The 26,714-nt window shown below is 71.4% G+C and carries 30 protein-coding genes and 2 pseudogenes; 29 read left to right on the top strand and 3 right to left on the bottom strand.

Translation table 11 applies throughout. The annotated features are described in order from the left end of the window. Positions 1-80: 80 nt before the first annotated feature. The gene (locus AB0K82_RS02200) at positions 81-1,064 is read right to left on the bottom strand and encodes a YafY family protein (RefSeq protein WP_364391667.1); all 984 of its coding nucleotides are present in this window, start codon (positions 1,062-1,064) and stop codon (positions 81-83) included. 88 nt (positions 1,065-1,152) lie between these two features. Here AB0K82_RS02200 and AB0K82_RS02195 point away from each other — a divergent pair, with 88 nt between their 5' ends. Further along, positions 1,153-2,841 carry a DHA2 family efflux MFS transporter permease subunit gene (locus tag AB0K82_RS02195; protein WP_364391665.1) on the top strand — a complete coding sequence of 563 codons (1,689 nt, stop codon included), beginning with the start codon at positions 1,153-1,155 and terminating at the stop codon, positions 2,839-2,841. A 49-nt stretch (positions 2,842-2,890) separates the two neighbouring features. Here AB0K82_RS02195 and AB0K82_RS02190 read toward each other — a convergent pair whose 3' ends face one another. Continuing rightward, complete coding sequence (locus tag AB0K82_RS02190; RefSeq protein WP_364391663.1) at positions 2,891-3,586, bottom strand: hypothetical protein; 696 nt, start codon at positions 3,584-3,586, stop codon at positions 2,891-2,893. Between the two features lie 190 nt (positions 3,587-3,776). Here AB0K82_RS02190 and AB0K82_RS02185 point away from each other — a divergent pair, with 190 nt between their 5' ends. From AB0K82_RS02185 to AB0K82_RS02165, 5 genes and pseudogenes are all read left to right on the top strand, one after another. Beyond that, positions 3,777-4,343 carry an RNA polymerase sigma factor gene (locus tag AB0K82_RS02185; RefSeq protein ID WP_364391660.1) on the top strand — a complete coding sequence of 189 codons (567 nt, stop codon included), beginning with the start codon at positions 3,777-3,779 and terminating at the stop codon, positions 4,341-4,343. After that, the gene (locus AB0K82_RS02180) at positions 4,336-5,550 is read left to right on the top strand and encodes a CU044_5270 family protein (RefSeq protein WP_364391658.1); all 1,215 of its coding nucleotides are present in this window, start codon (positions 4,336-4,338) and stop codon (positions 5,548-5,550) included. Before AB0K82_RS02185 ends, AB0K82_RS02180 begins: the two co-directional genes overlap by 8 nt. A 24-nt stretch (positions 5,551-5,574) precedes the next feature. Continuing rightward, positions 5,575-5,844: pseudogene (locus AB0K82_RS02175) on the top strand (hypothetical protein); the annotation flags it as partial. 43 nt (positions 5,845-5,887) lie between these two features. After that, positions 5,888-6,088: pseudogene (locus AB0K82_RS02170) on the top strand (ornithine decarboxylase); the annotation flags it as partial. A gap of 122 nt (positions 6,089-6,210) precedes the next feature. Continuing rightward, positions 6,211-6,714: a phage holin family protein gene (locus AB0K82_RS02165; RefSeq protein ID WP_364391656.1), complete on the top strand. Its 504-nt coding sequence runs from the start codon at positions 6,211-6,213 to the stop codon at positions 6,712-6,714. Positions 6,715-6,792: 78 nt separating this feature from the next. Here AB0K82_RS02165 and AB0K82_RS02160 read toward each other — a convergent pair whose 3' ends face one another. Continuing rightward, positions 6,793-7,179, bottom strand: coding sequence for an STAS domain-containing protein (locus tag AB0K82_RS02160; protein ID WP_364391653.1), 387 nt, complete (start codon positions 7,177-7,179; stop codon positions 6,793-6,795). A 455-nt stretch (positions 7,180-7,634) separates the two neighbouring features. Here AB0K82_RS02160 and AB0K82_RS02155 point away from each other — a divergent pair, with 455 nt between their 5' ends. The 23 genes from AB0K82_RS02155 to AB0K82_RS02045 all read left to right on the top strand — a co-directional run bounded on the left by AB0K82_RS02155 (position 7,635) and on the right by AB0K82_RS02045 (position 26,703). Beyond that, complete coding sequence (locus tag AB0K82_RS02155) at positions 7,635-9,098, top strand: alpha/beta hydrolase (protein WP_364391651.1); 1,464 nt, start codon at positions 7,635-7,637, stop codon at positions 9,096-9,098. 153 nt (positions 9,099-9,251) lie between these two features. Further along, positions 9,252-10,226, top strand: coding sequence for an ATP-binding protein (locus AB0K82_RS02150; protein WP_364391649.1), 975 nt, complete (start codon positions 9,252-9,254; stop codon positions 10,224-10,226). A gap of 62 nt (positions 10,227-10,288) precedes the next feature. Next, positions 10,289-10,519: a ribbon-helix-helix domain-containing protein gene (locus tag AB0K82_RS02145; protein WP_364391647.1), complete on the top strand. Its 231-nt coding sequence runs from the start codon at positions 10,289-10,291 to the stop codon at positions 10,517-10,519. Further along, positions 10,506-10,853, top strand: a complete 348-nt coding sequence (locus AB0K82_RS02140; RefSeq protein ID WP_364391645.1) for a type II toxin-antitoxin system PemK/MazF family toxin — start codon at positions 10,506-10,508, stop codon at positions 10,851-10,853. The genes AB0K82_RS02145 and AB0K82_RS02140 overlap by 14 nt, the downstream gene beginning before the upstream one ends. A gap of 171 nt (positions 10,854-11,024) precedes the next feature. Continuing rightward, on the top strand, positions 11,025-11,522 hold the full coding sequence (locus AB0K82_RS02135; RefSeq protein WP_364391642.1) for a SigE family RNA polymerase sigma factor: 498 nt from the start codon (positions 11,025-11,027) through the stop codon (positions 11,520-11,522). A 64-nt stretch (positions 11,523-11,586) separates the two neighbouring features. Beyond that, the gene (locus tag AB0K82_RS02130) at positions 11,587-12,540 is read left to right on the top strand and encodes a CU044_5270 family protein (protein WP_364392137.1); all 954 of its coding nucleotides are present in this window, start codon (positions 11,587-11,589) and stop codon (positions 12,538-12,540) included. A 269-nt stretch (positions 12,541-12,809) separates the two neighbouring features. Then, on the top strand, positions 12,810-13,322 hold the full coding sequence (locus AB0K82_RS02125) for a hypothetical protein (RefSeq protein WP_364391640.1): 513 nt from the start codon (positions 12,810-12,812) through the stop codon (positions 13,320-13,322). A gap of 189 nt (positions 13,323-13,511) precedes the next feature. Next, positions 13,512-14,129: an SIS domain-containing protein gene (locus AB0K82_RS02120; protein WP_364391638.1), complete on the top strand. Its 618-nt coding sequence runs from the start codon at positions 13,512-13,514 to the stop codon at positions 14,127-14,129. After that, complete coding sequence (locus AB0K82_RS02115) at positions 14,126-14,455, top strand: HypC/HybG/HupF family hydrogenase formation chaperone (RefSeq protein WP_364391636.1); 330 nt, start codon at positions 14,126-14,128, stop codon at positions 14,453-14,455. The genes AB0K82_RS02120 and AB0K82_RS02115 overlap by 4 nt, the downstream gene beginning before the upstream one ends. Further along, positions 14,442-15,125 carry an SIS domain-containing protein gene (locus AB0K82_RS02110; RefSeq protein WP_364391634.1) on the top strand — a complete coding sequence of 228 codons (684 nt, stop codon included), beginning with the start codon at positions 14,442-14,444 and terminating at the stop codon, positions 15,123-15,125. The genes AB0K82_RS02115 and AB0K82_RS02110 overlap by 14 nt, the downstream gene beginning before the upstream one ends. Beyond that, positions 15,122-16,198: a hydrogenase expression protein HypE gene (locus AB0K82_RS02105; protein ID WP_364391632.1), complete on the top strand. Its 1,077-nt coding sequence runs from the start codon at positions 15,122-15,124 to the stop codon at positions 16,196-16,198. Before AB0K82_RS02110 ends, AB0K82_RS02105 begins: the two co-directional genes overlap by 4 nt. Positions 16,199-16,202: 4 nt before the next feature. Then, complete coding sequence (locus AB0K82_RS02100) at positions 16,203-18,008, top strand: nickel-dependent hydrogenase large subunit (protein WP_364391630.1); 1,806 nt, start codon at positions 16,203-16,205, stop codon at positions 18,006-18,008. Between the two features lie 34 nt (positions 18,009-18,042). Continuing rightward, the gene (locus AB0K82_RS02095) at positions 18,043-18,624 is read left to right on the top strand and encodes a NifU family protein (RefSeq protein ID WP_364391627.1); all 582 of its coding nucleotides are present in this window, start codon (positions 18,043-18,045) and stop codon (positions 18,622-18,624) included. Continuing rightward, positions 18,621-19,253 (top strand): DUF5947 family protein, encoded by a 633-nt coding sequence (locus AB0K82_RS02090; protein ID WP_364391625.1) that lies wholly within the window; start codon positions 18,621-18,623, stop codon positions 19,251-19,253. The genes AB0K82_RS02095 and AB0K82_RS02090 overlap by 4 nt, the downstream gene beginning before the upstream one ends. Continuing rightward, positions 19,246-19,899 (top strand): DUF6084 family protein, encoded by a 654-nt coding sequence (locus AB0K82_RS02085; RefSeq protein ID WP_364391623.1) that lies wholly within the window; start codon positions 19,246-19,248, stop codon positions 19,897-19,899. Before AB0K82_RS02090 ends, AB0K82_RS02085 begins: the two co-directional genes overlap by 8 nt. Then, the gene (locus tag AB0K82_RS02080; RefSeq protein ID WP_364391621.1) at positions 19,896-21,425 is read left to right on the top strand and encodes a hypothetical protein; all 1,530 of its coding nucleotides are present in this window, start codon (positions 19,896-19,898) and stop codon (positions 21,423-21,425) included. The genes AB0K82_RS02085 and AB0K82_RS02080 overlap by 4 nt, the downstream gene beginning before the upstream one ends. After that, complete coding sequence (locus tag AB0K82_RS02075; RefSeq protein ID WP_364391619.1) at positions 21,422-21,922, top strand: hydrogenase maturation protease; 501 nt, start codon at positions 21,422-21,424, stop codon at positions 21,920-21,922. The genes AB0K82_RS02080 and AB0K82_RS02075 overlap by 4 nt, the downstream gene beginning before the upstream one ends. Before the next feature lie 119 nt (positions 21,923-22,041). Next, positions 22,042-22,434 (top strand): hydrogenase maturation nickel metallochaperone HypA, encoded by a 393-nt coding sequence (locus AB0K82_RS02070; RefSeq protein WP_364391616.1) that lies wholly within the window; start codon positions 22,042-22,044, stop codon positions 22,432-22,434. Beyond that, a complete protein-coding gene (locus tag AB0K82_RS02065; RefSeq protein WP_364391614.1) occupies positions 22,382-22,660 on the top strand; it encodes a HypC/HybG/HupF family hydrogenase formation chaperone in 279 nt (92 codons plus the stop codon). The genes AB0K82_RS02070 and AB0K82_RS02065 overlap by 53 nt, the downstream gene beginning before the upstream one ends. Positions 22,661-22,666: 6 nt before the next feature. Continuing rightward, positions 22,667-23,794 (top strand): hydrogenase formation protein HypD, encoded by a 1,128-nt coding sequence (hypD, locus tag AB0K82_RS02060; RefSeq protein ID WP_364391612.1) that lies wholly within the window; start codon positions 22,667-22,669, stop codon positions 23,792-23,794. Continuing rightward, a complete protein-coding gene (hypE, locus tag AB0K82_RS02055; RefSeq protein WP_364391610.1) occupies positions 23,791-24,978 on the top strand; it encodes a hydrogenase expression/formation protein HypE in 1,188 nt (395 codons plus the stop codon). The genes hypD and hypE overlap by 4 nt, the downstream gene beginning before the upstream one ends. Positions 24,979-25,005: 27 nt before the next feature. Beyond that, positions 25,006-25,410 carry a hypothetical protein gene (locus AB0K82_RS02050; protein WP_364391608.1) on the top strand — a complete coding sequence of 135 codons (405 nt, stop codon included), beginning with the start codon at positions 25,006-25,008 and terminating at the stop codon, positions 25,408-25,410. Positions 25,411-25,497: 87 nt separating this feature from the next. Continuing rightward, positions 25,498-26,703 carry an acetyl-CoA C-acetyltransferase gene (locus AB0K82_RS02045; protein WP_364391606.1) on the top strand — a complete coding sequence of 402 codons (1,206 nt, stop codon included), beginning with the start codon at positions 25,498-25,500 and terminating at the stop codon, positions 26,701-26,703. Positions 26,704-26,714: the final 11 nt, after the last annotated feature.

Here is a 26,714-nt window from a genome sequence, read left to right as displayed (position 1 = left end):
CACCCGGTCACTGTCCAGCGAGTCGGCCCGTCGACCACCGAAACCAGGCCGCGCAGGACCTTCGGCCGTGATCTCCGTCGTCATGGCGTACGAGATCCGGGGCGGTCGTCGGCGGCGGTGAGGCGGAGGAAGCGGGTGCCCCACTCGCGGACGAAGTCGGTGAGTTCGGGCGGGCCGACGATCTCGAAGTCGGCGCCGACCGCGCCGATCAGCATCGTCGGCCATTCCAGCCCGTCGACGGTCATCAGCAGCCGGCAACGGTCCTCGTCGAGCTCCTCGACCGTGCCCCAGCGCGAGACGACGGCGCGCACCTTCGCCGCCGGGGCGTGCACGAGCACCTCCACGTCGTACGCCGCCGGCATGGTGCTGATGGCCGCCCGTACGAAGTCGGCGGCGTCCTCGGCGGGCAGGTCTCGGGGGCGGAACCGCTCGCCGGTGCTGCCCGGGTCGGCCAGGCGGTCGAGCCGGAAGCTGCGCCAGTCGTGGCGGGTCAGGTCGTACGCGACGAGGTACCAGCGGCGGCCGAGGGAGACGAGCCGGTGCGGCTCGACGTGGCGGGCGGTCAGCTCGCCGTCCCGCGCCCGGTAGGAGAACCGCAGGCGTTCCTCGTCGCGGCAGGCCTGGGCGACGGCGGTCAGCGCGTCGGCGTCGGTGGTCGGGCCGGCGCCCCAGGCGGCGGGGACGGTGACCGTGCGGAGCGCGTCGATGCGGCGGCGCAGGCGGGGCGGCATGACCTGGACGACCTTGGTCAGCGCCCGTACGGCCGACTCCTCGATCCCGGCGACGGCGCCCTGCGCGGCCATCCGCAGGCCGATGGCGAGTGCGACGGCCTCTTCGTCGTCGACGACGAGCGGGGGCAGCGCGGCGCCGGGCGCGAGCTGGTAGCCGCCATCCACGCCGCGGTGCGCGACGACCGGATAGCCCAGTTCACGGAGCCGGTCGATGTCGCGGCGAAGCGTGCGGGCGGAGACGCCGAGGCGATCGGAGAGCTCGGGGCCGGGCCAGTACCGGTGGGTCTGCAGGAGGGACAGCAGCCGGAGCGTGCGTGAGCTGGTGTTCGCCATGTCTCCAGAGTTCCGGTCATTGAGGTCAGAAAGTGGCCGTTATCGACCCTAACGTCGTGTCCATCGACCTCGTTCTCAGGAGATGGTCTTGACCGAAATCCTCGAATCCCCCGTCTCGGCCGACGAGAAGGCCGCCGGACCGTACCGGTGGCGATGGCTCGCCTTCTCGGCCGTCCTGGCCTCGAGCGTGATGGACCTGCTGGACAGCACGGTGATCAACACGGCGGCGCCGGCGATCCGGACGAGCCTCGGCGGCTCGTACGCGACGCTGCAGTGGATGGCGGCCGGATACACCATGGCGCTCGCCGTGGTGCTGCTGATCGGCGGGCGGCTCGGCGACATGTTCGGCCGCAAACGGATGCTGCTGATCGGCGTCGCGGGCTTCACGGTCGCGTCGGTGGCCTGCGCGACCGCCGTCTCCCCGACCGCGCTGATCGTCTCGCGGGTGCTGCAGGGCGCGTTCGGGGCGGTGATGCTGCCGCAGGGGTTCGGGCTGATCCGCGACCTGTTCCCGCCCGCGGAGATGAAGAAGGCGTGGACCGCGTTCGGCCCGGTCATGGGTCTGTCGGCGGTGCTCGGCCCGGTCATCGGCGGAACGCTCATCCACGCCGACCTGTTCGGCACCGGCTGGCGGATGATCTTCCTGGTCAACGTGCCGATCGGCGCGTTCGCGCTGGCCGTCGCGGCGAGGTTCCTGCCGGTCACGCCGCCCGCCGTGCGCTCGGCGCGGCTCGACCTGCCCGGTGTCGCGCTGGCCGCGTCGGGCATCTTCATGCTGATCTTCCCGCTGGTCCAGGGGCGTGAGCTGGGCTGGCCGGCCTGGAGCGAGGTGCTCCTCGTCGCCGCCGTCCCGGTGCTCGCGCTGTTCGCCGCGTACCAGGTGCGCCGCAAGCGGACCGGAGCGACGCCGCTGGTCGAGACCGGGGTGTTCGCCCGCCGCTCGTACGCCTCCGGGGTGCTGTTCGCGATCGCCTTCACCGGCGCGATGGGCGGCACGATGCTCACGCTGGGCGTCTTCATGCAGGTCGGACTCGGGTACAGCCCGCTGCGCGCCGGCCTCACGACGGCGCCCTGGGCGTTCGGCGCGATGATCGGGTCGGCGATCAGCGGCATGCTGATAGTCAGGCTGGGTCGCCGGCTCCTGCACATCGGACTGACCGGCATGGGCGCGGGGCTCGCCGTCCTCTACGCCGTCTTCGAGTACGCCGGGCCCGGCCTCACCAGCCTCGACTTCGTCGTCCCGCTGCTGATCGGCGGGGCCGGGATGGGCATGATCTTCGTGCCGATGTTCGACATCATCCTCGGCGAGGTCGCCGACCACGAGGTCGGCTCGGCGTCCAGCACCCTGCAGGCGATCCAGCAGCTCGGCATGTCGCTCGGCGTCGCGGTGATCGGCACGGTGTTCTTCGGGCTCCTCGGCGCGCAGGCGCACCACAACTTCGACGCGACGGCCGCCCCGCGGCTCCGCGTCGAGCTGACCCGCGCCGGCGTGCCCGCTCCGGCCCAGGCCGGGATCGTCGCCGGGGTCCGGGCGTGCGTCCAGGACCGGGAGGCCGAGAAGGACCCGGACGTCGTCCCGGCGAGCTGCCGCGCCGCCGGGCCCGCGTCACCCGCGGTCGTCAAGGCCCTCACGACGGCCGGTCTGGACACCCACCGGCGGGACTCGCTCGACGCCGCGAAGACCACCGCGCTGGTCACCATCGGGCTGATCGTGCTGGCGTTCGGACTCGGGTTCCTGCTCCCGAAGACGGCCCGCGCGGAGGCCGCCCCGGCCTGACGCCACCGCACATGCGCCCCCGGCCGGTCCGGTCGGGGGCGTGGGCGTCTCAGGCGAGCCAGCCGTCGCCGAAGTCCTCGCAGGCGTTGACGAGGGCCTCCTCCGAACGGGCGCGGATCGTGATCCAGGACCGCTCGTCCTCCCGTACGAGCACGTCCAGGCCCGCGAACCAGCGCGTGCCGGGCAGTTGCCCCGACGGGTACTCCGGGAGGGGAAGGCGGGCGTAGCGCTCGAGCGCCTCGAGGTCGTCCTCGTCGGCCTCGCGGTAGTCGGCGAGCTCCTCGGCGGCGTGCAGCGCCTCCGACAGCACGAGCTCGACGCAGGCGAGGGAGAACGAGTCGAGCCACGGTTCCCAGTGCTCGGCGTCCTCGTCCTCCAGATCGGGCCGGACGCACACGGCGGGATCCGGGCCGTCGAGCCGGACGCCCCAGCGCGCGGCGCCCTGGTTCTCGTCACGGAAGACCAGCAGGCCGTCGATGACGTGGAGCTGCTTCGGCTCGAGCAGCTCATCCTGGTTGGCGGTCAGGTCCGTGCGCCGGCCGAACAGCGCGTACGCCTCGCGCACCGCGACGGGCAGCGTGATCCCGAGCCGGGCCTCGACGGCGTCCAGGGCGGCGTCGTCCCAGCCGTCCGCGTCCGTGAGCGGTGTCGCCCACGCCGCCGCGAACCCCTGGATGAACCGCCACGCACCGGCGCGATCCTCGACACCGGCCAGCTCCGCACGCACATCGAACGCATCGACCATGCCGCGCACCGTACCCGAGCGATACGGCACCGGCAGGGCGAAGAGATGACGATCCGGTCGCGATGACGAAGATCATGATTCGGCGCGTCCGAACGCAACCCGGCCCCGGTCTTCGGGAGAGAGGGGGTGTCAGCAGGAACGGAGAGTGACGCATGAAGGGACATAGCGGCCCATGGCCACGATCAGAGCGGTGAGCCTGCCGCGAGAGGAACCCGACGATCCGGCACTCGTCGCGGCCTCCCTGGAGGACCCCGAGTCGTTCGGCGAACTGTTCCGCCGCCACGCGCCACGACTCCACACCTACGTCAAACGGCGCCTCGGGCCCACCCTGGCCGACGACGTCGTGTCGGAGACGTTCGCCGTCGCGTTCCGGCGCCGGGAGATATTCGACGGGCGCTCGGAGTTCAGCGCGTGGCTGTGGGGCATCGCCAGCAAGCTCATCTCCCGGCACCATCGGCAGGAGACCCGCATGTACCGGGCGTTCGCCCGGACCGGGGTGGACCCCGCCGAGGACGGCGTGACCGAGTCGGCCGACGACCGCATGGCGGCCGCGGCGCTCGGCCCGCACCTGGCGAAGGCCCTCGCCGCGCTCAGCGCCCAGGACCGTAACGCCCTCTTGCTGCTCGCCTGGGGCGAACTGTCGTACGCCGAGATCGCGGCGACGCTGGACCTGCCCATCGGCACCGTCAAGGCCAAGATCCACCGAGCTCGGAAGAAGCTGCGCAAGGCCCTCCCGGAGGAGAAGAACGATGGATGAGATCGACGCTCTGCGGCAGATGCGGACGGCGCTGGCCCGGGAGGAGAACCCCGACCGGCTCGCCCTGCGCACCAACTGGCGCTCCGCCCCCGCGCGCGCGCCTCGCTCGCGTACCCCGCGTCGGCTCACCCTGCCGCTGATGGGCGTGGTCGCGGCCGGAGCGGTGGCCGCGGGATCCATGGCCGTCCTGTCCGGCCACTCGGACCCGCGTCCGCCCGGCCGGTCGGTTCCGATCCGGACGGGCGGCGACGGGAACGTCCTGCTGGCCGCCGCGACCAGTGCGGAGAAGGCGACGCCGAACGGCGCGTACTGGCACACCAGGCGCATCGACGGAACGATCTACGATGTCGGCACGGCCAGGGCGGACCACTACAAGGTCGATTCGCGGCAGCAGTACGACAGCTGGGTCGGACGCGACGGCAGGGAGTCCAGGAACTTCGCCGACCTGCCCGCCCGCCCCTGGACCGCCCAGGACAAGGCGAAGTGGCAGCGAGCGGGATCCCCGATGAAGGTCGACGTTCCGAGCGGCGACCCAGGCGTGGTGGGGACGCTGTTCCTGGACGCGAAGTCCCCCGTGGGGGCGCCGCGTCCGCGACCGATGAAGGGTGGCGAGGTCGCGCAGTTCTACGGCATGACGCCCGCGCAGATCGCCAAGCTGCCGACCGAGCCGAAGGCGCTGGAGAAGACGCTGCTCGCCCTGCGCGACCGCTGGCACGCGTACTCTTCGACGGCCGGGAAGGAGCCGCTGGGGGCGCTGCGGGGCGAGGAGCGCGTCCGCGCGCTGAGCGACGTGGCCGGCGTCCTGCTGGCCGACGCCCCTGCCCCGCCGAAGGTACGGGCGGCGGCGTTCCGGATGCTCGCCGCGCTGCCCGGCGTCCGGGCGGGCGGCACGGCGACCGACCCCCTGGGCCGTACCGGAACGGTGATCTCCCTGCCGCTGGAGACGACGGTCCCCCTCGGCATCTACACCGCGCCCAAGCAGCTCGGCACCTACCGGCGTCAGTGGATCATCGACCCCGGCACCGGAACCCTCCTGACCATGCGTGACGTCGTGGCGACGCCGCCGCACGGCAGCCGGAGACTCCCGCCGGGCGACGACGGAAAGCCCCGCGCGCTGCGCGTCCAGGACATGCCCGACCGGTTCCACCGACCCGGTGAGGTGTCCTCGTACGAGGTGTACGCGGTCGCGGAGTGGACGAACTCGTAGGAGAGCGCACCCGCTCCCCGGTGAGTGATCCGGAGGGGACCCGGCAGCAGGGTCCCCTCCGGGACACCCGCCTCACCTGGAGCGATCACGTGTTTTCGGCCCCGCGCAGTGGCCCACCCGCCGTCGGCGGAGGGCTTCGCCCGGCGCTTCGCCGAGCACCCGGACGCGCGCGGCGCGCTCGTCACCAGCCCCACCCCGTACGGGACGTCGGCCGACCTGCGGGCCGTCACGGAGGTGTGCCACCGGCACGGCCGGCCGCTGATCGTCGACGAGGCGTGGGGCGCACACCTGCCGTTCCACTCTCCTCCCCCGCGACGCGTTCTTCGGCCGCGTCGAGCAGGTCCCGGCCGACCAGGCCGTCGGCCGGATCGCCGCCGAGATGATGACGCCGTACCCGCCGGGCATCCCGGCCGCCCTGCCCGGCGAGCGTCTGGACGAGGCCGTCGTCGACTACCTGCGCACGGGAGTGGCCGCCGGAATGGTCGTGCCGGACGTCGCCGACGGCGAGGTGAAGAGCTTCCGCGTCGTGGCGGAATAGCAGGTCGTGAGGGGTCGAACGGCCCGGAACGGGTATGGGATCGCTTCACAGGACGGACCTGGCGAACCTCCACGAGGAGGCGCCGAGTCGAGCGGCAGCGAACCGAACGGAGGTGAGCTGACATGACGACCTCTTTGCACGGCCCCGGCACTCGGCGAACGGCCGTGTCCGGGAACACCTCGCTGGGGCGGCTCGTCAGCGACACGACCGCCGACCTGCAGAAGCTGATGCGGCAGGAGGTCGCCCTGGCGAAGGCGGAGATCCGCCAGGAGGCGATGAAGGCCGGGAAGGCCGCCGGGCTCTTCGGCGGGGCGGGCTTCGCGGGTTACATGGTGATGGTGATCGGATCACTGACGGCGATCTTCGCTCTCGCCCACGTGGTGGACATCGCCTGGGCGGCACTGATCATCACGGGTATCTGGGCCGTGGCGGGCGCCGTCATGGCCGCCCTGGGCCGCCAGCGGATGCGGCGCGTGTCACCGCCGCACCGGACGGTCGAGACCCTCAAGGAGGACGCCCAGTTGATGCGGCGCAGTGCGAGCCACGCGAAGGCGATCGCCGCCGAGCCGATCTCGTCCGAGCCCGCCGAACTGGTCGTATCGCACACCGAGCACCCCCGGTGGTGAGCGTCGTCGAAAGGAGAGACCCGAGATGTCGGCGGCCCGACCGTGCGGCCGGGCCGTCCGAAGTGACGAGTGCAGGGCCTAGGAGAGCTCCCAGCTCGCGATCTCGGCGTCGCTCAGCGGGAGGACGCACCAGATGGCGTCCTGCAGGGTCGGGCAGATCAGCGCGACCTTGTCCACGCCCGTGATGCGGAACGGACGCTCGACGCAGGGCACGAGGTCGAAGTACGCGACCGGGACACCCCGCTCGCGGGAGAGCTTCTCGGCCGCGACCACGGCGTTCAGCCCGGCCGCGGAGAAGAACGGCACCCCGCTCATGTCGACCAGCAGCGGCCGGTCGGCCGCCGCGACGAGCTCCAGCAGACGCCCCCGGAACGTACGCCCGGTGAAGGCATCGACCTCACCACGCGGCATGGCGAGGGTGTAGTCCTCGCACTCCATCGCGAACATGTCCAGGGCAACGTCCATGGGACCTCCAGTCCGGAACACCGTGGGGCACCCGTGACCATCACAGCATCGCGCGATTACTGATCGTTTCCAAGAGGGTGACGGATACCATGCACGGCGTGGCGCGTTAATGAAGCACCATGCCCGTTTCGCGAGTGCGCAAACGTGCCGTACGGCGGGACATCGGCATGTCACCGCCCGGCAACTCCGCGGAAGCCGCCCAACTCTCGGCAATCATCAACAGCGCGACGGGCGAGAAAATTCCGAATTCGCCTAACAAGCAGAAAAGCCGTGGTCAAAGCGGGTCTCACGAGCGGAGGACTTCGACCCCCGGCCGGTCGCCCCGAGGTGGTGGACACGTCGGCCGAAGGTATTACGAGCGGGCGCCGCGAGGTCCCCCCGGCGGCCGACGCCCGCCGACCCGGGATTTCGGAATGATCATTGCCGCCCTCGATCCCCCGTGTAGTGGAGTTTCGATGAAGCGTTCGTCCGTCACCGTGGCCCTGGCCGCGGCGGCCACGCTGACCTCGGGGTCCGTCCCCGCCACGGCCGCGATCCGCCCCGACCCCAAACCGACCTGGCACGACTGCCATACGGAGAACACCCCGCGACAGCTCGAATGCGCGACGATCACCGTTCCGCTGAACTGGTCCCGGCCGGGCGGGCGGCGGATCACGCTGGCGCTGAACCGCCTGCCGGCCACCGACCCGGCGCGCCGGATCGGCTCGCTGCTGCTCAACCCCGGCGGCCCGGGCGGCTCGGGTACCGCGGTGGTCGCGCAGGGCGGGATGCTGCTCGGCACGCCGGACCTCAAGCCGCTGCGCGAGCGGTTCGACCTGGTGGGCTTCGACCCGCGCGGAGTCGGCGACAGCACGCCCGTCCGCTGCTCGACGCCGGTGTACGACCCGGCGGCCCCCACCCTTCCCACCACCCCGGCGGAGTACCGGCGGCTGACGGCGAGCAGCCGCAGCCACGGCCTGGAGTGCCGCAAGGCGACCGGCTCCCTGCTCGGACACGTCGACACGACCAGCGCCGCCCGGGACGTGGACGCCATCCGCGCCGCGCTCGGTGAGTCCAGGATCTCCTGGCTCGGCGTCTCGTACGGGACGGAGCTCGGGGCGGCGTACGCCCGGCTCTTCCCGGGGCGGGTACGGGCGATGGTGCTGGACGGCGCCGTCGACCACACGCGCTCGGTCGCCCGCGACGCCGTGGACGAGTCGGCGGCGATGGAGACGGAGTTCCGCCGGTTCGCGCAGTGGTGCCAGGGACAGGCCGACTGCCCGCTGCGCGGCCGTGACATCGTCGCCGACTTCGACGCCCTGACGGCGCGGGCGGACAAGGGCGAGATCGTCGACCGGAACCTCGGACGTCCGCTCACCGCCGCCGAGGTGACCGGTGGCGCCTACACGTACCTCACCCTGACCTTCCTGTGGCCGCAACTCGCCCAGGCCCTGGCCGACGCGGAGAAGACGCCCTCGGATCCCACCACGCTGGGGCAGGCGGTGCCCGGCGTCGACCCGGGCTACACGGCGTACCGCGCCGTCGGATGCCAGGACTTCCCGCCGGAGCTGCGGGGCTTCGCCGACCTGCGGGCCCGGCTGGCGGCCGTCCGTAAGGCGGCACCGCACATGTGGCGGTACTCGGAGATGTGGGACATGACGACCGGATGCAGCGGCTGGCCGGTACGGGCGGCGAACCCGCCCCGGCCCGAGCGGATCACCGGAGCGCCGACGATCCTCGTGGTCGGCAACACGTACGACCCGGCGACCCCGTACGTCTGGGCCCGCTCGCTGGCCCGGCAGATCGACGGCAGCCGGCTGCTGACCTACGACGGGGACGGGCACACCGCGCTCTACAACTCCTCCTGCGCCCGCACGCACGAGGTCGACTACCTGATCGCCGGCCAGGCGCCCGCGGCCAGCACGGTCTGCCACGCCTGAGCGTCGCCGGTCGCGCCGAGTATCCGGATCGGCAGCGAAAATGATTTTCGTTTCCGCTACGATCGGCAGCACACGACCCGGTCGCGCCCCGTACTCGCGTGGCGACGCCGGGCGACACCAGAGGCGATAGACCGGCTGCACCGGGAGGAACACATGAAGGTCGCGTTCGTCGGCAAGGGAGGCAGCGGCAAGACGACCTTGTCGTCCCTGTTCGTCCGTCACCTGGCGGCGGAGGGGGCACCGGTCGTGGCGGTCGACGCCGACATCAACCAGCACCTCGGCGTCGCGCTGGGCCTGTCCGAGCAGGCCGCCGCCGCGATCCCGGCTATGGGCGCGCACCTGCCCGAGATCAAGGACCACCTCCGGGGGACCAACCCGCGGATCTCCTCGGCGGCGGCGATGGTGAAGACCACGCCGCCGGGCCGCGGGTCGCGGCTCCTCCGGATCGGCGGCGACGACCCGATCCACTCCCGGCTCTCGGTCGAGGCCGCCGGCGCGACGCTGATGGCGACCGGGCCCTTCACCGAGGAGGACCTGGGCGTCTCCTGCTACCACTCCAAGACCGGGGCGGTCGAGCTGTACCTCAACCACCTGGTCGACGGGCCCGGCGAGTATGTCGTCGTCGACTGCACGGCGGGGGCGGAGTCGTTCGCCTCCGGGATGTTCACGCGCTTCGACCTGACCTTCCTGGTCGCCGAGCCGACCAGGAAGGGGGTCGCGGTCTACCGCCAGTGGACCGAGTACGCCGCCGACTACGACGTGGCGCTGAAGGTCATCGGCAACAAGGTGCACGGTCCCGACGACGTCGCGTTCCTGCGCGACCACGTCGGCGCGGACCTGCTGTGCTGCGTCGGCCAGTCCGGCGCCGTACGCGCGATGGAGCAGGGCCGCCCGTTCCACCTCGGCGACCTGGAGGACCACGACCGGGCCGCGCTCGCCACCATCCGGGCGGCGGTCGACGCCCGCCCGAAGGACTGGCCGAAGTTCACCCGCCAGGCGATCGAGTTCCACCTCAAGAACGCCCGCGCCTGGGCGAACTCCGCCACCGGCCAGGACCTCGCCACCCAGATCGACCCCGACTTCACCCTCGCCCCCGAGTCCGCCCTCACCACGACGGCGTTCCAGTAGGAGCACTCGAAGTTCCCACCCACCTTTGGAAGTGAAGTATGAATATAGGTACGATGTGAAGCATGAAGGTAGGTGTGAGCATCCCGGACGACGATGTCGCGTTCATCGACGAGTACGCCGCACAGACCGGGGCGAAGTCCAGATCCGCTGTGCTCCACGAGGCCATCGGGCTGCTTCGGTCGTCGGCCCTTGAAGACGCTTATGCGGCTGCGTGGCAGGAGCCGGACTACTGCAGCGAAACCGAGTTGTGGGACCGGGCCTCCGCAGACGGCATAGCCGATGCGTCGAGGTGACGTCTACCTCGTCGATCTCGAACCGGCGCAGGGATCCGAGGCGAACAAGCTCCGACCCGCGGTGATCGTCAGCAACGACGCCGCCAATCGAGCCGCAGAACGCACCGGCCGTGGGGTGATCACCGTCGTGCCGGTGACGTCCAACGTTGCACGCATCTACCCGTTCCAGGTCCTTCTTTCCGCATCGGACTGTGGGCTAAGGACCGACTCGAAGGCCCAGGCCGAGCAGGTGCGCTCGATCGCCCCGGACCGACTGCGACAACACGTCGGCACTGTCCCTCTGCCCACGCTCAGGCTGCTCGACACAGCCCTCCGTCGTCACCTGGATCTTTGACTCGCGGGCGGCGGCGACCATCCGTCCACGATCGATCTCACGATCCCCTCGGCTTCCTCACCGGAGCCGAGGGGATCGTTTCTTGTCCGGCGGCGGTGTGGGTGTGACGCGCCTGCGGCGTCGCGGCGTCTGGAGAGTAGAAGACGAACGGACGACGCCGAGGAAGGCCCGATGGCCAAAGATCCGAATGGTTTCCAGGAGTTCGCCGCCGCCCGCAGTGCCTCGCTCTTTCGTACCGCCTGCCTGCTGTGCGACGACTGGCATCTGGCCGAGGACCTGGTGCAGACGACGCTGGGCAAGCTCTACGCGTCATGGCGGCGCGTGCAACGCGCCGAGAACCCGGCGGCCTATGCCCGCAAGGTACTCCTGCGGACCTACCTCTCTCACACCCGAAAACGCAGCAACGGGGAGACGCCGAGAGAACGGCTGCCGGACACCGCTGCAGCCGACTCCGATCAGGCACTTCGCCTGACGCTGTTGAACGGGCTCGCGCGGCTTTCCGCGCAGGACCGCGCCGTGCTGGTGCTCCGCTACTGGGAGGACCAGAGCGTCGAGGAGGTCGCGGCCCTTCTCCGGCTGAGTTCCGGTGCCGTACGAAACCGAAGCATGCGGGCCCTTGGCAGGCTCCGCGAAGCGCTCGGCGACGAACTCGACGTGCTCATCCGGTGACGGGGCCATGGCACCGGCGTATCGCAGGAACGATCCACTCGAAGGACCAAGGGGAGAACAAGTGATGGATGTCGAGGAGCGACGGCTGAGCCAGGCGATGCACCGAGCGGCGGGAGGCATCGAGCCGGAGGTGAGCGCCCTGGTCGACGGGGGCGTACGGCGTGGTCGCCGGATGCGGTTGCGGCACCGCGCCCGCAACGGAGCGGCGGTCGCCGCGGTGACCGCCGCCGCGGTCACCGCCGGGGTCCTGACCCTCGGTTCGGGCGGCACCACAACGACGCAGGCGCCGACGGTGCGCCTGGCGAGCGCGTCGGAGGTGCTCGGCAAGGCCGCCCAGGCCGCGGAGACCCGCCCGCAGCCGATCCCCCGCATGAACCAGTGGCTGTACGAGAAGACGCTGGAGTACGGGATCGGCACCGAGGCCGGCACGCGCCATGTGACCAGGGAGGACTGGGCAAGGTTCGACGGTGCGAAGACCGCCGAACTGCAGAACGGAAAACTCGTCTACTTCTCCTCGAGGGTCCCCGTTTCGCGGTACGGCCAGAAGAAGTACCGGGCGCTCGCGTCGCTTCCGACGGACCCCACCGCGCTGCGCAGGAAGATCTACAAGGATGTCGACAGGGAGAACCGCAGCGACTGGCGCTACCCGACGCGTGACGGGGAGGCCTTCGGAAACGCGGCGCAGTGGATCTGGAGCACCCCGGTCGGCATTCCACCCAAGACCCAGGCCGCCCTGTATCGCGTCATCGCCACGATCCCGGGCGTCACAGTGGAGAAGGTCAAGGACGGTGCCGGCCGTCCCGCCATCGCGGTGACACACGGCTACGGCGAACAGTTCCTCCTCGACCCGGCCACCTACCAGATGGTCGGGCAGCGAACCGTCAACAACGGCCACAATGCGCCGATCTCGAAGACCAACGGTGTGGACCCCAAGTGGAAGGGTCTCCCCGTGGGGGCCGTCACGAAATCGCTCACCCGGGTCACCGTCAAGGTCGTCGACCGCGCAGGCGAGCGGTGACGGCGGAATGAAGGCACGTATGAACCGATGGGCCACGGTCGCCGGCACGTTGGCGGCCCTGGTCGGTGCGGTGCCCGCCGCATCGGCCGCATCGCCTCCCGCCACGACGAAGGTGGTCTCCGCCTGGCAACGACAACCAGACCGAGGTCGAACACGGCATCGTCCAGCACTGGGACGGCCGCCAGTGGCGCAACGTCCAACTGCCCGACCTCGGTGATCAGTTCCGGCTCAGCGCGGTGGACGCACGTGGATCGAACGAAGTGTGGGTCGTGGGCACCGCTGGCGACAATGGCCGGCACCCCGAGCAGCTCCTGCTTCTTCACTGGGACGGGAGCTCCTGGAAACGGCTGCCCGAACCCGCCACCGACCAATGGACCAAACGGGTCGAGACCGTTCGAGTCCTCGGCGCCGGTGACGTATGGGTGGGCGGCTGGACTAAGTCCACGTTCAGCGGAGACGCCATCCGCAAGCCGCTCCTCATGCACCGGAACGGCCGCGTATGGGCCACCACGCCCACCCCGGACGTGCCCGGCGAGGTGGCCGACATCTCGGCCGACCGCCGACGGCTGACAGCCGTCGGGGACACCTTCTCTCCCGGCGTCTCGGAGTACGCGATGTCCGTGCTGCGGTGGACCGGCCAGCGCTGGACCGCCGACGTGGCACCGGCCACGGGCACCGCGTCACTCTTCGGAGCGGCCGCCGTCCCCGGTGGCGGGACATGGGTCACCGGCGCCGTCGGCGACGCCGACACCATGCGCCCGCTCATCGCCCGTCGAGGCTGATACGGAGCAGGTGGGGCCCCGCGTCGCTCGTTGCCCGCGACGTGAGGCCCCTGAAACATTTCCGCGATGGTCGTCGCCGAGAACTTACTCGGCGCGCCGAGGCTTTACCCCTGGTTGTGCGTCACAGGGTGTTGCCCCAGAACGACATGGACATAGCGTGACGACACAGATCCGAAATGGAGCGTGCACATGACTGTGACACCACCCATGGAACGGGTCAGTCAGGCGTTCGCGAGGCGTGAGACGGCCGGCCGGATGCTCGCCGAGGACTCCGACCGGGTGGCCCTCGCCTGCCAGGACATGGCGGTCCGCTTTCATCGAGGCGGCAAGCTCATCGCGTTCGGCAACGGCGGGGCGGGCACGGACGCGGCGCACGTCGCCGTGGAGTTCATGCACCCCGTGATCGTGGGCAAGCGGGCGCTGCCCGCCCTCGCGGTCAGCAACGACGCGGCGGCCATCACGGGGGTGGCCAGCCACGAGGGGTTCTGTCAGGTCTTCGCCCACCAGGTCCGCCAGTGGGGCGCGCCGGTGGACATCGCCCTGGGGATCTCCGCGACCGGTCAGTGCGTGGACGTCCTTCGTGGCCTGGAGACAGGCCACGAGCTGGGGCTGCTCACCGTCGCGCTGACCGGCGGGGACGGCGGCATGCTGGCCGGCAGCCCGGCGGTCGACCACCTGCTGACCGCGCAGAGCGACGACCCGGCGGTCGTCAAGGAGATCCACGTGACGACATACCACATCCTGTGGGAGCTCGTTCACGTGTTCTTCGAGCAGCCCGGCCTGCTCGGCCCGGAGGTGATCGGGTGACCGAGCGCGGCCCGTGCTCGGAGGAGGTGTGCGTCACCTGCTCCGACGAGGCCGTGCCCGTCACGGTGGTGCGGTTGCTCGAGGGCGGCCTCGCGGTCGCGGACGTCGGCGGCGGCGCGCGTGAGGAGGTCAGCGTCGCGCTGGTCGACGCGGCCGTCGGCGACACGATCCTGGTCCACGCGAAAGAGGCCATCGCGGTGGTGACACGCGCGGACGCCGGCGGAGTCGCAGGGGGGAGGGTCCATGACCGAGCGAAGCGAGGGAATCAACGAGCACAGCCCCTCTGGTCACTCCTCCGACGAAGGAGGGTCCATGACCGGGAGTGAGCCACCGGAGGGGATGCAGGAGCTGTACCCCTTCCTGTACTCGGGAGAGTCCGAGATAGAGAACGTCCTGGCCGAGGTCGGCCGGTCGACCGCGGAGAAGGCGAACGAGATCGTCGCCCTGCGGCGGGAGGTCGCCGAGCGGTCGGGGGTGCTGCTCGCCGAGTGCGCCGAGGCGATGGCCAAGCGGTTCGCCATGGGCGGCCGGCTGTTCACGTTCGGCAACGGGGGCAGCAGCACCGACGCCCAGGAGGTCGCCGAGGCGTTCTCGTATCCGCCGTGCGGGCGGGCCCTGCCCGCGCTGTGCCTGACCAATGACGTGGCGGTGCTGACCGCGCTGTCCAACGACGTGAGCTTCGAGGTGGTGTTCGCCCGCCAGCTCGCCGCGCTGGGCGGTACGGGCGACATCGCGCTGGGCCTGTCGACGAGCGGCGGGTCACCGAACGTCATCCGGGCGGTCGAGGAGGCGGCCCGGCGCGGCATGCTGACGATCGCGCTGGCCGGTTACCAGGGAGGCAGGCTGGCCGAGCTGGAGTCCCTCGACTACCTGTTCGTGATCCCGTCGTCGTCCGTGCACCGCATCCAGGAGGCGCAGACGACCGTCTACCACGTCCTGTGGGAGCTGACGCAGCACGCCCTCGGGGCGCTCTCAGTCCAGGAGGCGACGACATGACGGCGCCGACCGCACCACCGACGGCCGAACCCGAGGCGACGGAGGAACCGGTCGTCCACATCCTGTGGATCAACGCGGGGCTGAGCTGCGACGGCGACTCGGTCGCCCTGACCGCCGCGACGCAGCCCAGCATCGAGGACATCGTGCTCGGCGCGCTGCCGGGGCTGCCCAAGGTCGCCGTGCACTGGCCACTGATCGACTTCGAGTGCGGCCCGATGCAGGGGGCCGACACGTTCATCGAGTGGTTCTTCAAGGCCGAGCGCGGCGAGCTCGAGCCGTTCGTCCTGGTCGTCGAGGGGTCCATCCCGAATGAGTCGATCAAGCTGGACGGCTACTGGTGCGGCTTCGGCAACAACCCCGAGACCGGCCAGCCCATGACCACCAGCGAGTGGCTGGACCGGCTGACGCCGAAGGCGACGGCCGTCCTCGCCGCCGGCACCTGCGCGACGTACGGCGGCATCCACGCCATGGCCGGCAATCCGACCGGCGCGATGGGCGTGGCCGACTACCTCGGCTGGGACTGGAAGTCGAAGGCCGGCCTGCCGATCGTGAACGTCCCGGGCTGCCCGGTCCACCCCGACAACCTGGCGGAGACCATCACGTACCTGCTGTACCAGGTCGCCGGGCAGGCCCCGATGATCCCGCTCGACGAAATGTTGCGCCCGACCTGGCTGTTCGGCCAGACCGTCCACGAGGGCTGTGACCGCGCCGGGTACTACGAGCAGGGCCAGTTCACCACCGAGTACGGCTCGCCGAAGTGCCTGGTCAAGATCGGCTGCTGGGGCCCGGTCGTGAAGTGCAACGTGCCCAAGCGCGGCTGGATCAACGGCGTCGGCGGCTGCCCGAACGTCGGCGGCATCTGCATCGCCTGCACGATGCCCGGCTTCCCGGACAAGTTCATGCCGTTCATGGACGAGCCGCCCGGCGCGCGGGTCTCCTCGGGGGCCAGCAGCCTGTACGGGAAGGCCATCCGCCGGCTGCGAAAGATCACTCTCGACACCGTCGACAAGGAGCCGAGGTGGCGGCAGAAGGGCCGCGCCCTGCTCACCGGTTACCAGCCGCCCTGGAGGTGATCCCATGACCACCGCACCGCAGCGCGCCAAGCCCGCCGAGCAGCGGGAGCGCAACCTCGTCGAGATGGCGTGGGACCCGATCACCCGCATCGTCGGGAGCCTCGGCATCTACGCCAAGGTCGACTTCGCCAACCGGGAGGTCGCCGAGTGCTACAGCACCTCGTCGATCTTCCGGGGCTACAGCATCTTCATGAAGGGCAAGGACCCGCGCGACGCGCACTTCATCACGAGCCGGATCTGCGGGATCTGCGGCGACAACCACGCCACCTGCTCGGTGTACGCGCAGAACATGGCCTACGACGTACGCCCGCCGGCCCTCGGCGAGTGGATCATCAACCTCGGCGAGGCCGCCGAGTACATGTTCGACCACAACATCTTCCAGGAGAACCTGGTCGGGGTCGACTACTGCGAGAAGATGATCCGCGAGACCAACCCGGGCGTGCTGGCCCAGGCCGAACGCACCGAGGCCCCGCACGCCGGCGAGCACGGCTACCGCACGATCGCCGACATCATGCGCTCGCTGAACCCCCTCGAAGGGGACTTCTACCGCGAGGCGCTGGCCGTGAGCCGTACGACGCGGGAGATGTTCTGCCTGATGGAGGGCAGGCACGTCCACCCGTCCACGCTGTACCCGGGCGGCGTCGGCACGGTCGCGACGATCCAGCTGTTCACCGACTACCTCACCCGGCTCACCAAGTACGTGGAGTTCATGAAGCGGGTCGTGCCCATGCACGACGACCTGTTCGACTTCATCTACGACGCGATGCCCGGCTACCAGGAGGTGGGCCGGCGGCGGGTGCTGCTCGGCTGCTGGGGGAGCCTGAACGACCCGGAGCACTGCGACTTCCGGTACGAGAACATGTCCGACTGGGGCCGGCGGATGTTCGTCACCCCGGGCGTGATCGTCGACGGGAACCTCGTCACCAACGACCTGGTCGACATCAACCTCGGCATCCGGATCCTGCTCGGCAGCTCGTACTACGACGACTGGGCGGACCAAGAGCCGTTCGTGCGGACCGACCCGCTCGGCAACCCGGTGGACATCCGGCACCCGTGGAACCAGCACACGATCCCGAAGCCGCAGAAGCGCGACTTCACGAACAAGTACAGCTGGGTGATGTCGCCGCGCTGGTTCGACGGGGAGAACCTCCTCGCCCTCGACACCGGCGGCGGGCCGCTCGCGCGGCTCTGGTCGACGGCGCTGTCCGGGCTGCTGGACATCGGCTACGTCAGGTCGACCGGCCACAGCGTCGTGATCAACCTGCCGAAGACGGCGACGCTGCCGGAGAAGACGTTCGAGTGGCGGATCCCGCAGTGGAACGGCGAACCGCTGTCCAACGCGATCGAGCGCAACCGGGCCCGCACCTACTTCCAGGCGTACTCCGCCGCGTGCGCGCTGTACTTCTGCGAGCAGGCCATGAACGAGGTCCGGCAAGGGCACTCGCAGACCTGGTCGCCGTTCACCGTGCCGGACGAGGCGATCAGCTGCGGCTTCACCGAGGCCGTCCGGGGCGTCCTGTCCCACCACATGGTGATCAGGGACGGCAAGATCGCCAACTACCACCCGTACCCGCCGACGCCGTGGAATGCCAGCGTCCGCGACTCCTACGGGACCCCGGGGCCGTACGAGGACGCGGTGCAGAACACCCCGATCTTCGAGGAGAACCCACCGGAGACGTTCAAGGGCATCGACATCATGCGGACCGTCCGCAGCTTCGACCCGTGCCTGCCCTGCGGCGTGCACATGTACCTCGGCAAGGGCAAGGAGCTGCGCACACTGCACAGTCCACACGCCTTCGGTCCGGTGTGACCGGAGCCGGCAGGTCGCGGAGAGGGGGGCCGACATGCCGGGCACGTACGACGTCCGCGCGACGGGCGACCGGGTGGACGCGCTGCTGGCCGACCTCGGCCGGCTCGGCGACGCCGCGACCGCCGCGAAGGTCGAGGAGCTGCTGCGCTCCGTGGTCGGCCTGTACGGCGCCGGGCTCGAACGCGTCATGGAGATCGTCACCGAGACGGACGCGGCGGAGACCCTGCGCCGGCTCGCCTCGGACGAGCTCGTCTCCGGTCTGCTGGTCCTGCACGACCTGCACCCGCTGACGGCGGAGGAGCGGGTCCGCGCCGCGCTGGACCAGGTGCGCCCGTACCTCGGCCTGCACGACGGCGGCGTGGAGCTGCTCGGGATCGACGCGGAGGGCGTCGTACGGCTGCGGCTGGAGGGGACGTGCCACGGCTGCCCGTCCTCGCGGGTCACCGTGACCCAGGCCATCGAGCGCGCCATCGCCGGCGCGGCCCCGGAGATCTCGCGCGTCGACGTCGAGGGCCTGGTCCCCGAGCCGGAGCCCGAGCCCCGGCTGCTCCAGATCGGCCCCCGGCCCCGTACGCCGCCCGGTCCCTGCCCGGTGCCGGAGGAGGCGGTCCGGTGACCTGGGGCGGACTCCGCCGGTTCCGCGAGCCCCCGGCCGCGGACGTGGAGCGCTGCGAGTTGTGCGCCGAGTCCCTCGGCGACCGGCACGGCCACGTCGTGAACCTGGAGTCCCGCGCGCTGCTGTGCACGTGCCCGCCCTGCCACCTGCTGTTCACCCAGGACGGCGCGGGCCGGGGGCGGTTCCGCTCGGTGCCCGACCGCTACCTCCACACCCGGGACTTCCGGATGTCGGCCGCCGACTGGGACGAGCTCCAGATCCCCGTCCGCATGGCCTTCTTCTTCCACAACTCCGCGCTCGGCCGGAACGTCGCCTTCTACCCGAGCCCCGGCGGCGCCACCGAGTCGCAGCTCCCCCTCGGCACCTGGGACCGTGTGCTCGCCGCCAACCCGGCGCTCGCCGGCGTACGGCCCGACGTCGAGGCGCTGCTGGTCGACCGGGCCGCCGAGGACCGGTTCGCCTGCTACCTCGTGCCGATCGACGCCTGCTACGAGCTGGTCGGAATCGTCCGGCTGCACTGGCGCGGCTTCGCCGGCGGCCAGGAGGCGTGGGAGGCGATCGAGGACTACTTCGCCGCGCTTCGTGGTCGCGCCCGTGAGGTCCTCCCGGAGGAGGCGGGCGATGGATGAGTCGCGGTTCCCCTGCTCCCCGCAGTTCGCGTGCGTGGGCGCGCAGGCGGACCCGTACGCCGCCGTCCCGACGCTCGTCCTGCGGCTGCGCGTCACCGACGACGCACCCGGCGGCGTGCACGCCATCGCGCTGCGCTGTCAGATCCGGATCGAGCCCGCGCGGCGGCACTACACCTCGGGCGAGACGGACCTGCTCGGCGACCTGTTCGGCCCCGTCACCCGCTGGCACGACACGGTCCGGGCGATGCAGCTCGCCACCCTCTCCGTCACGGTTCCGTCGTTCACCGGAAGCATCGAGGTCGACGTGCCGGTGCCCTGCGGGTACGACCTCGAGGTCGCCGCGGGCAAGTACTTCGCCTCGCTGGAGGACGGGGAGATCCCGCTGCTGCTGCTGTTCAGCGGCACCGTGTTCTGCCGGTCGGAGCGCGGTTTCGAGGTCACGCCGGTGCCCTGGGACCGCGAGGCGCGGTACCGGCTGCCCGTGGCGCTGTGGCGCGAGGTGATGGACCTGTACTTCCCCGACACCGGCTGGCTGCGCCTGCGCCGGGACACCCTGCGGGGTCTGCTGCGCTACAAGTCCGCCCGCGCGCTGGCGACCTGGGACGAGACCGTCGAACGGCTGCTGGAGGAGGCCGGGGACCGATGAGGCGACACGAACCCACCGACGCGCCGCTGAGGGCGGCGATGGACCGGGCCCGGCAGGTCGCCGACGCGGTCCTCTACGAGGGCTACCTGCTGTACCCGTACCGCGCCTCGGCCGCCAAGAACCGCGTGCGCTGGCAGTTCGGCGTGCTCGTCCCGCCCGGTTACCCGGCGACCGCCGAACCGTCGGCGAGCGTGACCGAGTGCCTGCTGACCGCCGACCCGGAGGCCGAGCTCCGGGTGCTGCTCCGCTTCCTCCACCTGCGGACCCGTACGGTCGAGGAGGCGGTGGGCGGCCGGTGCCGGCCGGTCACCGGTCTCACCGTGGGCGACACTACGTACCTGACCTACGAGGACGCGGCGGAACGCGAGGCGGAGGTCGTGCTCCGCCTCGGCGACGTCATCGGCGTCGAACGGACCATCGTGATCGGAGTGTGCGGGGAGCGGTCGACGGAGCCGATCACGGACGCGCGGGGAGAGCGGCGCGGCCACGTCGTCCTGGACCACCTGTCCCTGCGCGCCGCCCTGCGGGTCCGGGCCGAGCGGCTGCCCGGACCGTACGGACTGACCCGGCTCCGCGTCACGGTCGCGAACACGCACGGCTGGGCGGACGCGAGCGCGCCGCGCGAGCAGGCGCTGCGGCGTTCGCTGCTCGCCACCCACCTGATCATCGGCCTGAGCGGCGGCGACTTCATCTCACTGATCGATCCGCCCGAGTGGGCGGCCCCGGCCGCGGCGGGCTGCCGGAACCGGCACACCTGGCCGGTGCTCGCGGGCGAGCCCGGCGAGCACGACGTCGTGCTGTCCGCGCCGATCATCCTGTACGACCATCCGGCGATCGCGCCGGAGAGCCCGGGGCCGCTGTTCGACTCGACCGAGATCGACGAGCTGCTCAGCCTGCGCACCCTCACCCTCACCGACCGGGAGCGGGCGGAGGCGCGGGCGACCGACCCGCGCGCCGCCGAGCTGATCGAACGCGTCGGCGGCCTCCCACCGGAGCTGATGGAGCGGCTGCACGGCGCGATCCGGCAGGTCACCCGGCCCGAGGACGCCCCGTCCAGTGGGCAGCCGCCCTGGTGGAACCCCGGGGCGGACCGGAGCGTGGCGCCGGAGACCGACAGCGTGGTCGTCTCCGGTGTCCGCGTCGCCCGGGGCAGCCGCGTACGGCTCCGGCCGGGCCGGCGGCGGGCGGACGCGCACGACATGTTCCTGGCGGGGCGCACGGCCCTGGTCGAGGCGGTCTTCCAGGACGTCGACGGCGTCCGGTACCTCGCGGTGACGCTCGAGGACGACCCCGGCGCCGACCTGGCGCGTGCGCAGGGCAGGTTCCGCTACTTCGCCCCGGACGAGGTGGAGCCCCTGCCCGGCGACGCCGAACCGGGAGACACCGAACCGGGAGACAGCGGACCGGGAGAGGCCGGGCCGGGAGAGGCCGGGCCGGGAGGCACCGGGCCGGGAGGCACCGGGCCGGGAGGCACCGGGCCGGGAGGCACCGGGCCGGGAGAGGCCGGGCCGGGAGGCGGCTCATGACGATCCTGGTCGCGGGCTGCGGCAACATCTTCCTCGGGGACGACGGGTTCGGCAGCGTGGTCGCCCGCCGGCTCGCCGGCATGGCCGTGCCCGCGGGCGTGACGGTCACCGACTTCGGCATCGGCGGCATCCACCTCGCGTACGAGCTGACCGGCGGATACGCCGCCACGATCCTGATCGACGCGGTGCCGCGCGGCGGCCCGCCCGGCACGCTCTACGTGCTGCGGCCCGCCCCCGGCGACGTCGCGGACGGCTCCGTGGACGCGCACGACATGACGCCCGAGGCCGTGCTGGCCCTGGCCGCGACGCTGGACGGCACGACCGGGCGGGTCCTCCTCGTCGGCTGTGAGCCGGCCGACACCTCCCCCGGCATGGACCTGAGCCCCCCGGTGGCCGACGCGGTCGACCCGGCCGCCGACCTCGTCCTCGACCTGATCCGCGAAGAGCTGGTCTCCGACGGGAGGCCCTCGACCGGAAGGAGGGGTGATCAGTGGTGAAACGCCTGCTTCTCGGCACCGCGGTGGCGGGAGCGCTGACCGGGCTGACGTTCCTGTTCGTCCAGTCACTGCCCGATATCAGGCGCTACCTGAAGATCCGGCGAATGTGAGGAGCCCACATGCATGAATTCGGAATCGCGGAGGCGGTCCTGGCGGCCGTGGAGCGGCGTGCGGACGGCCGTCCGGTGCGGCGGGCGCGCGTACGGGCGGGGGTCCTGCTGCGGATCAGCCCGGACGCCCTCGACCAGGCGTTCGCGCTGGCCGCCGACGGGACGGTGGCCGACGGCGCGCGCGTGGAGCTGATCGTGGACCCGGTCCGGCTGACCTGTGGCCGGTGCGACCGGACCACGACGTCGGACGGCCTCGTGGCGGTGTGCCCCGCGTGCGGCGGGACCGACCTGGCGATCGAGGGCGGCGACGAGCTCGTCCTCGAGTCAATCGAGCTGGTGGAGGCGGCAAATGTGCCTGGGAATTCCCGGCGAGATCGTGCAGATCCTTCCGGATCGGCCTGACCTCGCCAAGGTGGACGTGAGCGGCGTCCGGCGGGCGATCAACATCGGCCTGCTGGACGGCGAGCACCTCGCGCCCGGCGACTGGATCCTCATCCATGTCGGCTTCGCGTTGTCGAAGATCGACGAGGAGGAGGCGAAGGCGGCGCTGGCCTTCCTCGAGGGCATCGGCCAGGCGTACGCCGACGAGATGGCCGCCCTGCGCGACTCGAAGATCGAGAAGGGGTGAGCCCCGATGCGCTTCGTGGACGAGTACCGCGACGCGGAGAAGGCGCAGGCCCTGTCCGCGAAGATCGCCTCGCTGTGCGAGCCGGGCCGGCGCTACAAGTTCATGGAGGTGTGCGGCGGCCACACGCACACCATCTACAAGCACGGCCTGGAGGACTACCTGCCCGAGACGATCACGCTGGTGCACGGGCCGGGCTGCCCGGTCTGCGTGATCCCGATGGGCCGGGTGGACGACGCCCTCCACATCGCCGAGCAGCCTGACGTGATCATGACCTCGTTCGGCGACATGATGCGGGTGCCGGGCGGCCGTGGTTCGTTCTTCGAGTCGATGGCGGAGGGCTCCGACATCCGCATGGTCTACAGCCCGCTGGACGCCCTCAAGATCGCCCGGCAGCATCCGGACCGGCAGGTCGTCTTCATGGCCATCGGCTTTGAGACCACCGCGCCGTCGACCGCGATGACCGTCCTGCGGGCCAAGGCCGAGGGGATCGAGAACTTCTCGATCTTCTGCAACCACGTGACGATCATCCCGGCGATCAAGGCGATCCTCGATTCTCCCGACCTGCGCCTGGACGGGTTCATCGGACCGGGCCACGTCTCGACGATCATCGGCTGCCGGCCGTACGAGTTCATCGCCCGGGACTACGGCAAGCCGCTGGTCACGTCCGGGTTCGAGCCGCTGGACGTGCTGCAGTCGATCTACATGATCCTGCTGCAGCTCGCCGAGGGCCGCAGCGAGGTGGAGAACCAGTACTCCCGCGTCGTCCCGTACGACGGCAACCGCCGGGCGCTCATGGCGATCAACGAGGTCATGGAGCTGCGCCCGTACTTCGAGTGGCGCGGCCTGGGCTTCATCTCGCACTCGGCGCTGCGGGTGCGGGAACGGTACGCCGCCTTCGACGCCGAGCGGATCTTCGAGATCCCGGGCAGCCGGGTGGCCGACCCGAAGGCCTGCCAGTGCGGCGAGGTGCTCAAGGGCGTCCTCAAGCCGTGGGAGTGCAAGGTCTTCGGCACCGCGTGCACGCCGGAGACGCCGATCGGCACCTGCATGGTGTCGTCCGAGGGCGCCTGCGCGGCGTACTACAACTACGGCCGGTTCACCCGGGAGCGGGTGAAGGAGGCGACGACCCGATGAACGACGAACGGCCACCGGCGGCCGCACGCGACGAGCGACCACGGGCGGCCGTACGGGACGAGCGACCCGGAGCGGCCGTACGGGACGAGCGGCCACGGGCGGAGGCCGTACGGGAGGTTCCCGGGGACCGGGAGGCGCAGGTCCTCGAGCGGATCGAGCGGGCCCGGCACCGGAAGGCGCGCGTCCGGGAGGAGTACATCAACCTCAGCCACGGCGCCGGCGGCAAGGCCACGCACAACCTGATCGAGGCGGTGTTCATGGAGGCGTTCCGCAACCCGCTGCTGGAGCCTCTCGAGGACGGCGCGACCGTGGACGGGCTCGCCTTCAGCACCGACTCGTTCGTGGTGACGCCGCTGTTCTTCCCCGGCGGCAACATCGGCGACCTGGCCGTCAACGGCACGGTGAACGACCTGGCGATGTGCGGGGCCCGGCCACGGCACCTGTCCGCCGGGTTCATCCTCGAAGAGGGCTTCCCCATCGCCGACCTGCGGCGCATCACCGAGGCGATGGCGACGGCGGCCGAGCGGGCGGGCGTCAACATCGTCACCGGCGACACCAAGGTCGTGCAGCGCGGCAAGGGCGACGGCTGCTACATCAACACGACCGGCATCGGCGTGCTCGACCGTGACGCGACGCTGAGCGTGTCCGCCGCCCGTCCCGGCGACGTGGTGATCGTCTCCGGCCCCATCGGCGAGCACGGCATCACGATCATGCTGGCGCGGGGCGAACTCGACATCGAGGCCGACCTGACCTCCGACACCGCGCCGCTCAGCGAGCTCACCGGGCCGCTGCTGGACGCCTGCCCCGGGCGGGTCCGGTTCCTGCGCGACGCGACCCGAGGGGGCGTCGCGACCATCCTCAACGAGATGGCCGAGGCGTCCAAGATCTCCGTCGTGCTGGAGGAGAACGCCATCCCGGTCCGCACCGCCGTGCGCGGAGCGTGCGAGCTGCTCGGCATCGACCCGCTGTACGTCGCCTGCGAGGGCCGGATGGTCGCCGTCGTGGCCGAACCGGCCGCCGACGCGGCGCTCGCCGCCCTGCGGTCCCACCCGCTCGGCGCGGAGGCCGCCGTGATCGGCCGGGTCGGAGCGGACCCGCCGGGGCTGGTCCTGCTGCGGACCGCGTTCGGCGGCACCCGAATCGTCGATGTGCTGGTCGGTGATCCGCTGCCCCGGATCTGCTGACCGTGATGGGAGAAGGGGGGTTCCCCGGTGAAGGAGTCAGAGGGCGCCGACCGCCCGGGCCGTTTCCCCGAGGACGAAGAGCAGCACGGCTCCGCGCCCGACGTCGGCACCGCGAGCGAGGAGACGAAACAGGCCGGTGACAAGGCCTTCCGGACGCCTCCACCCGAGCCGCAGTGGCCGGGCCGCGTCCCGTCCGAGGAGGAGAAAGAGGGCGTCCCGTCGACCGACATGGACGCACGGAGCCCGCTGGGCGTCGGCACGAGCGAGAGCGCGCGGGCGGAGGAGATGGCCTCCGGGCGGAACGCCGAACCCGCCGAGGGCGCCGACCGCCCGGTCGGCGAGGCGACGGCCGAGCAGAGCACCGGCGTGGGCGCGCACGAGACGGCCGAGGAGGAGAGCCCGCAGATGCCGCCCGGCGACCAGGCCGGCTGAACTTCGGAGTGGTTCTCACCTGCCGGAAGACCCGGCGATCCCTCTCGTGACCCGAAACGTAGGGTTGTCGCGAGAGGATGTGGTGATATGCGCGAGGTTGCGGTCTGTGCACCGGTTCGTACGCCGGTGGGGCGGTTCGGCGGAGCGTTGAAGGACGTCAGCGCGCAGGAGCTCGCGGTGACGGTGATCCGCGCGCTGGTGGAGCGGACCGGCGTCGACCCCCAGGAGATCGGCGACGTCATCCTCGGCAACTGCAACCCGAACGGCGAGGCGCCCGCCATCGGCCGCGTCGCCGCCCTGGACGCCGGCCTGCCGGTCGAGGTCGCCGGCGTGCAGGTGGACCGGCGGTGCGGGTCCGGGCTGCAGGCGATCGTCAACGCGGTGATGCAGGTCGCGACCGGCGTGAGCGACATGGTCATCGCCGGCGGCACGGAGAGCATGAGCGGCGTCGAGTACTACGCCACCGACCTGCGCTGGGGCCGTCCCGGCCCGGAGATCAAGCTGACCGACCGGCTGGCCCGCGCCCGTGTCACGGCGGGCGGGGAGCACCACCCCGTGCCGGGCGGCATGCTGGAGACCGCCGAGAACGTCCGCGAACGCTACGGGATCGGCCGTACGGAGCAGGACGAGCTGGCGCTGCGCTCCCACGAGCGCGCGGTGCGCGCCCAGGACAAGGGGCTGTTCGCCGACGAGATCGTGCCCGTGGAGGTCCGCGACCGCAAGGGCGTGCAGGTCGTCGACCGGGACGAGCACCCCCGCGCCGACACGACCCTCGACCGGCTCGCCACGCTGAAGCCGGTCATGCGTGTCGACGGCGCGACCGTCACGGCGGGCAACTCCAGCGGCCAGAACGACGGCGCCGCCGTCTGCCTCGTCACGACGCGGGAGCGGGCCACCGCGCTCGGCCTGACCCCCCAGGCCCGCCTGGTCTCCTGGGCCGTCGCCGGCGTGCCCCCGCACCTGATGGGCCTGGGCCCCGTGCCCGCGACCGAGAAGGCCCTCGGCCGCGCCGGGCTGAGCCTCGACGACATGGACCTGATCGAGCTGAACGAGGCGTTCGCCGCGCAGGTGCTCGGCGTCCTGCGCGAGTGGGACCTGGACGAGGCCGGCCTCGAGAAGCTGAACGTCAACGGCTCGGGCATCTCCCTCGGCCACCCGGTCGGCGCGACCGGCGCCCGCATCCTCGCCACACTGCTGTACGAGCTGCGCCGCCGCGACGCCCGCTACGGCCTGGAGACCATGTGCATCGGCGGCGGCCAGGGCCTCGCCGCCGTCTTCGAACGCATCGCCTGACGGACCTCGTA

This window comes from Actinoallomurus sp. NPDC052274, from assembly GCF_040679475.1.
In the GTDB taxonomy this organism is placed as follows: Bacteria; Actinomycetota; Actinomycetes; order Streptosporangiales; family Streptosporangiaceae; genus Actinoallomurus; species Actinoallomurus liliacearum.
This window is presented reverse-complemented; position numbering and strand designations above follow the sequence as displayed.

Coding starts and splice junctions, on each gene's coding strand:
- AB0K82_RS02180 (WP_364391658.1), top strand. CDS start 4,336: ATGGATGAGATCGACGCTCTGCGGCAGATGCGGACGGCGCTGGCCCGG.
- AB0K82_RS02095 (WP_364391627.1), top strand. CDS start 18,043: ATGCCGGGCACGTACGACGTCCGCGCGACGGGCGACCGGGTGGACGCG.
- AB0K82_RS02105 (WP_364391632.1), top strand. CDS start 15,122: ATGACGGCGCCGACCGCACCACCGACGGCCGAACCCGAGGCGACGGAG.
- hypE (WP_364391610.1), top strand. CDS start 23,791: ATGAACGACGAACGGCCACCGGCGGCCGCACGCGACGAGCGACCACGG.
- AB0K82_RS02110 (WP_364391634.1), top strand. CDS start 14,442: ATGACCGGGAGTGAGCCACCGGAGGGGATGCAGGAGCTGTACCCCTTC.
- AB0K82_RS02100 (WP_364391630.1), top strand. CDS start 16,203: ATGACCACCGCACCGCAGCGCGCCAAGCCCGCCGAGCAGCGGGAGCGC.
- AB0K82_RS02160 (WP_364391653.1), bottom strand. CDS start 7,179: ATGGACGTTGCCCTGGACATGTTCGCGATGGAGTGCGAGGACTACACC.
- AB0K82_RS02120 (WP_364391638.1), top strand. CDS start 13,512: ATGACTGTGACACCACCCATGGAACGGGTCAGTCAGGCGTTCGCGAGG.
- AB0K82_RS02080 (WP_364391621.1), top strand. CDS start 19,896: ATGAGGCGACACGAACCCACCGACGCGCCGCTGAGGGCGGCGATGGAC.
- AB0K82_RS02155 (WP_364391651.1), top strand. CDS start 7,635: ATGAAGCGTTCGTCCGTCACCGTGGCCCTGGCCGCGGCGGCCACGCTG.
- AB0K82_RS02190 (WP_364391663.1), bottom strand. CDS start 3,586: ATGGTCGATGCGTTCGATGTGCGTGCGGAGCTGGCCGGTGTCGAGGAT.
- AB0K82_RS02145 (WP_364391647.1), top strand. CDS start 10,289: ATGAAGGTAGGTGTGAGCATCCCGGACGACGATGTCGCGTTCATCGAC.
- hypD (WP_364391612.1), top strand. CDS start 22,667: ATGCGCTTCGTGGACGAGTACCGCGACGCGGAGAAGGCGCAGGCCCTG.
- AB0K82_RS02070 (WP_364391616.1), top strand. CDS start 22,042: ATGCATGAATTCGGAATCGCGGAGGCGGTCCTGGCGGCCGTGGAGCGG.
- AB0K82_RS02140 (WP_364391645.1), top strand. CDS start 10,506: ATGCGTCGAGGTGACGTCTACCTCGTCGATCTCGAACCGGCGCAGGGA.
- AB0K82_RS02135 (WP_364391642.1), top strand. CDS start 11,025: ATGGCCAAAGATCCGAATGGTTTCCAGGAGTTCGCCGCCGCCCGCAGT.
- AB0K82_RS02065 (WP_364391614.1), top strand. CDS start 22,382: ATGTGCCTGGGAATTCCCGGCGAGATCGTGCAGATCCTTCCGGATCGG.
- AB0K82_RS02165 (WP_364391656.1), top strand. CDS start 6,211: ATGACGACCTCTTTGCACGGCCCCGGCACTCGGCGAACGGCCGTGTCC.
- AB0K82_RS02200 (WP_364391667.1), bottom strand. CDS start 1,064: ATGGCGAACACCAGCTCACGCACGCTCCGGCTGCTGTCCCTCCTGCAG.
- AB0K82_RS02130 (WP_364392137.1), top strand. CDS start 11,587: ATGGATGTCGAGGAGCGACGGCTGAGCCAGGCGATGCACCGAGCGGCG.
- AB0K82_RS02045 (WP_364391606.1), top strand. CDS start 25,498: ATGCGCGAGGTTGCGGTCTGTGCACCGGTTCGTACGCCGGTGGGGCGG.
- AB0K82_RS02085 (WP_364391623.1), top strand. CDS start 19,246: ATGGATGAGTCGCGGTTCCCCTGCTCCCCGCAGTTCGCGTGCGTGGGC.
- AB0K82_RS02150 (WP_364391649.1), top strand. CDS start 9,252: ATGAAGGTCGCGTTCGTCGGCAAGGGAGGCAGCGGCAAGACGACCTTG.
- AB0K82_RS02075 (WP_364391619.1), top strand. CDS start 21,422: ATGACGATCCTGGTCGCGGGCTGCGGCAACATCTTCCTCGGGGACGAC.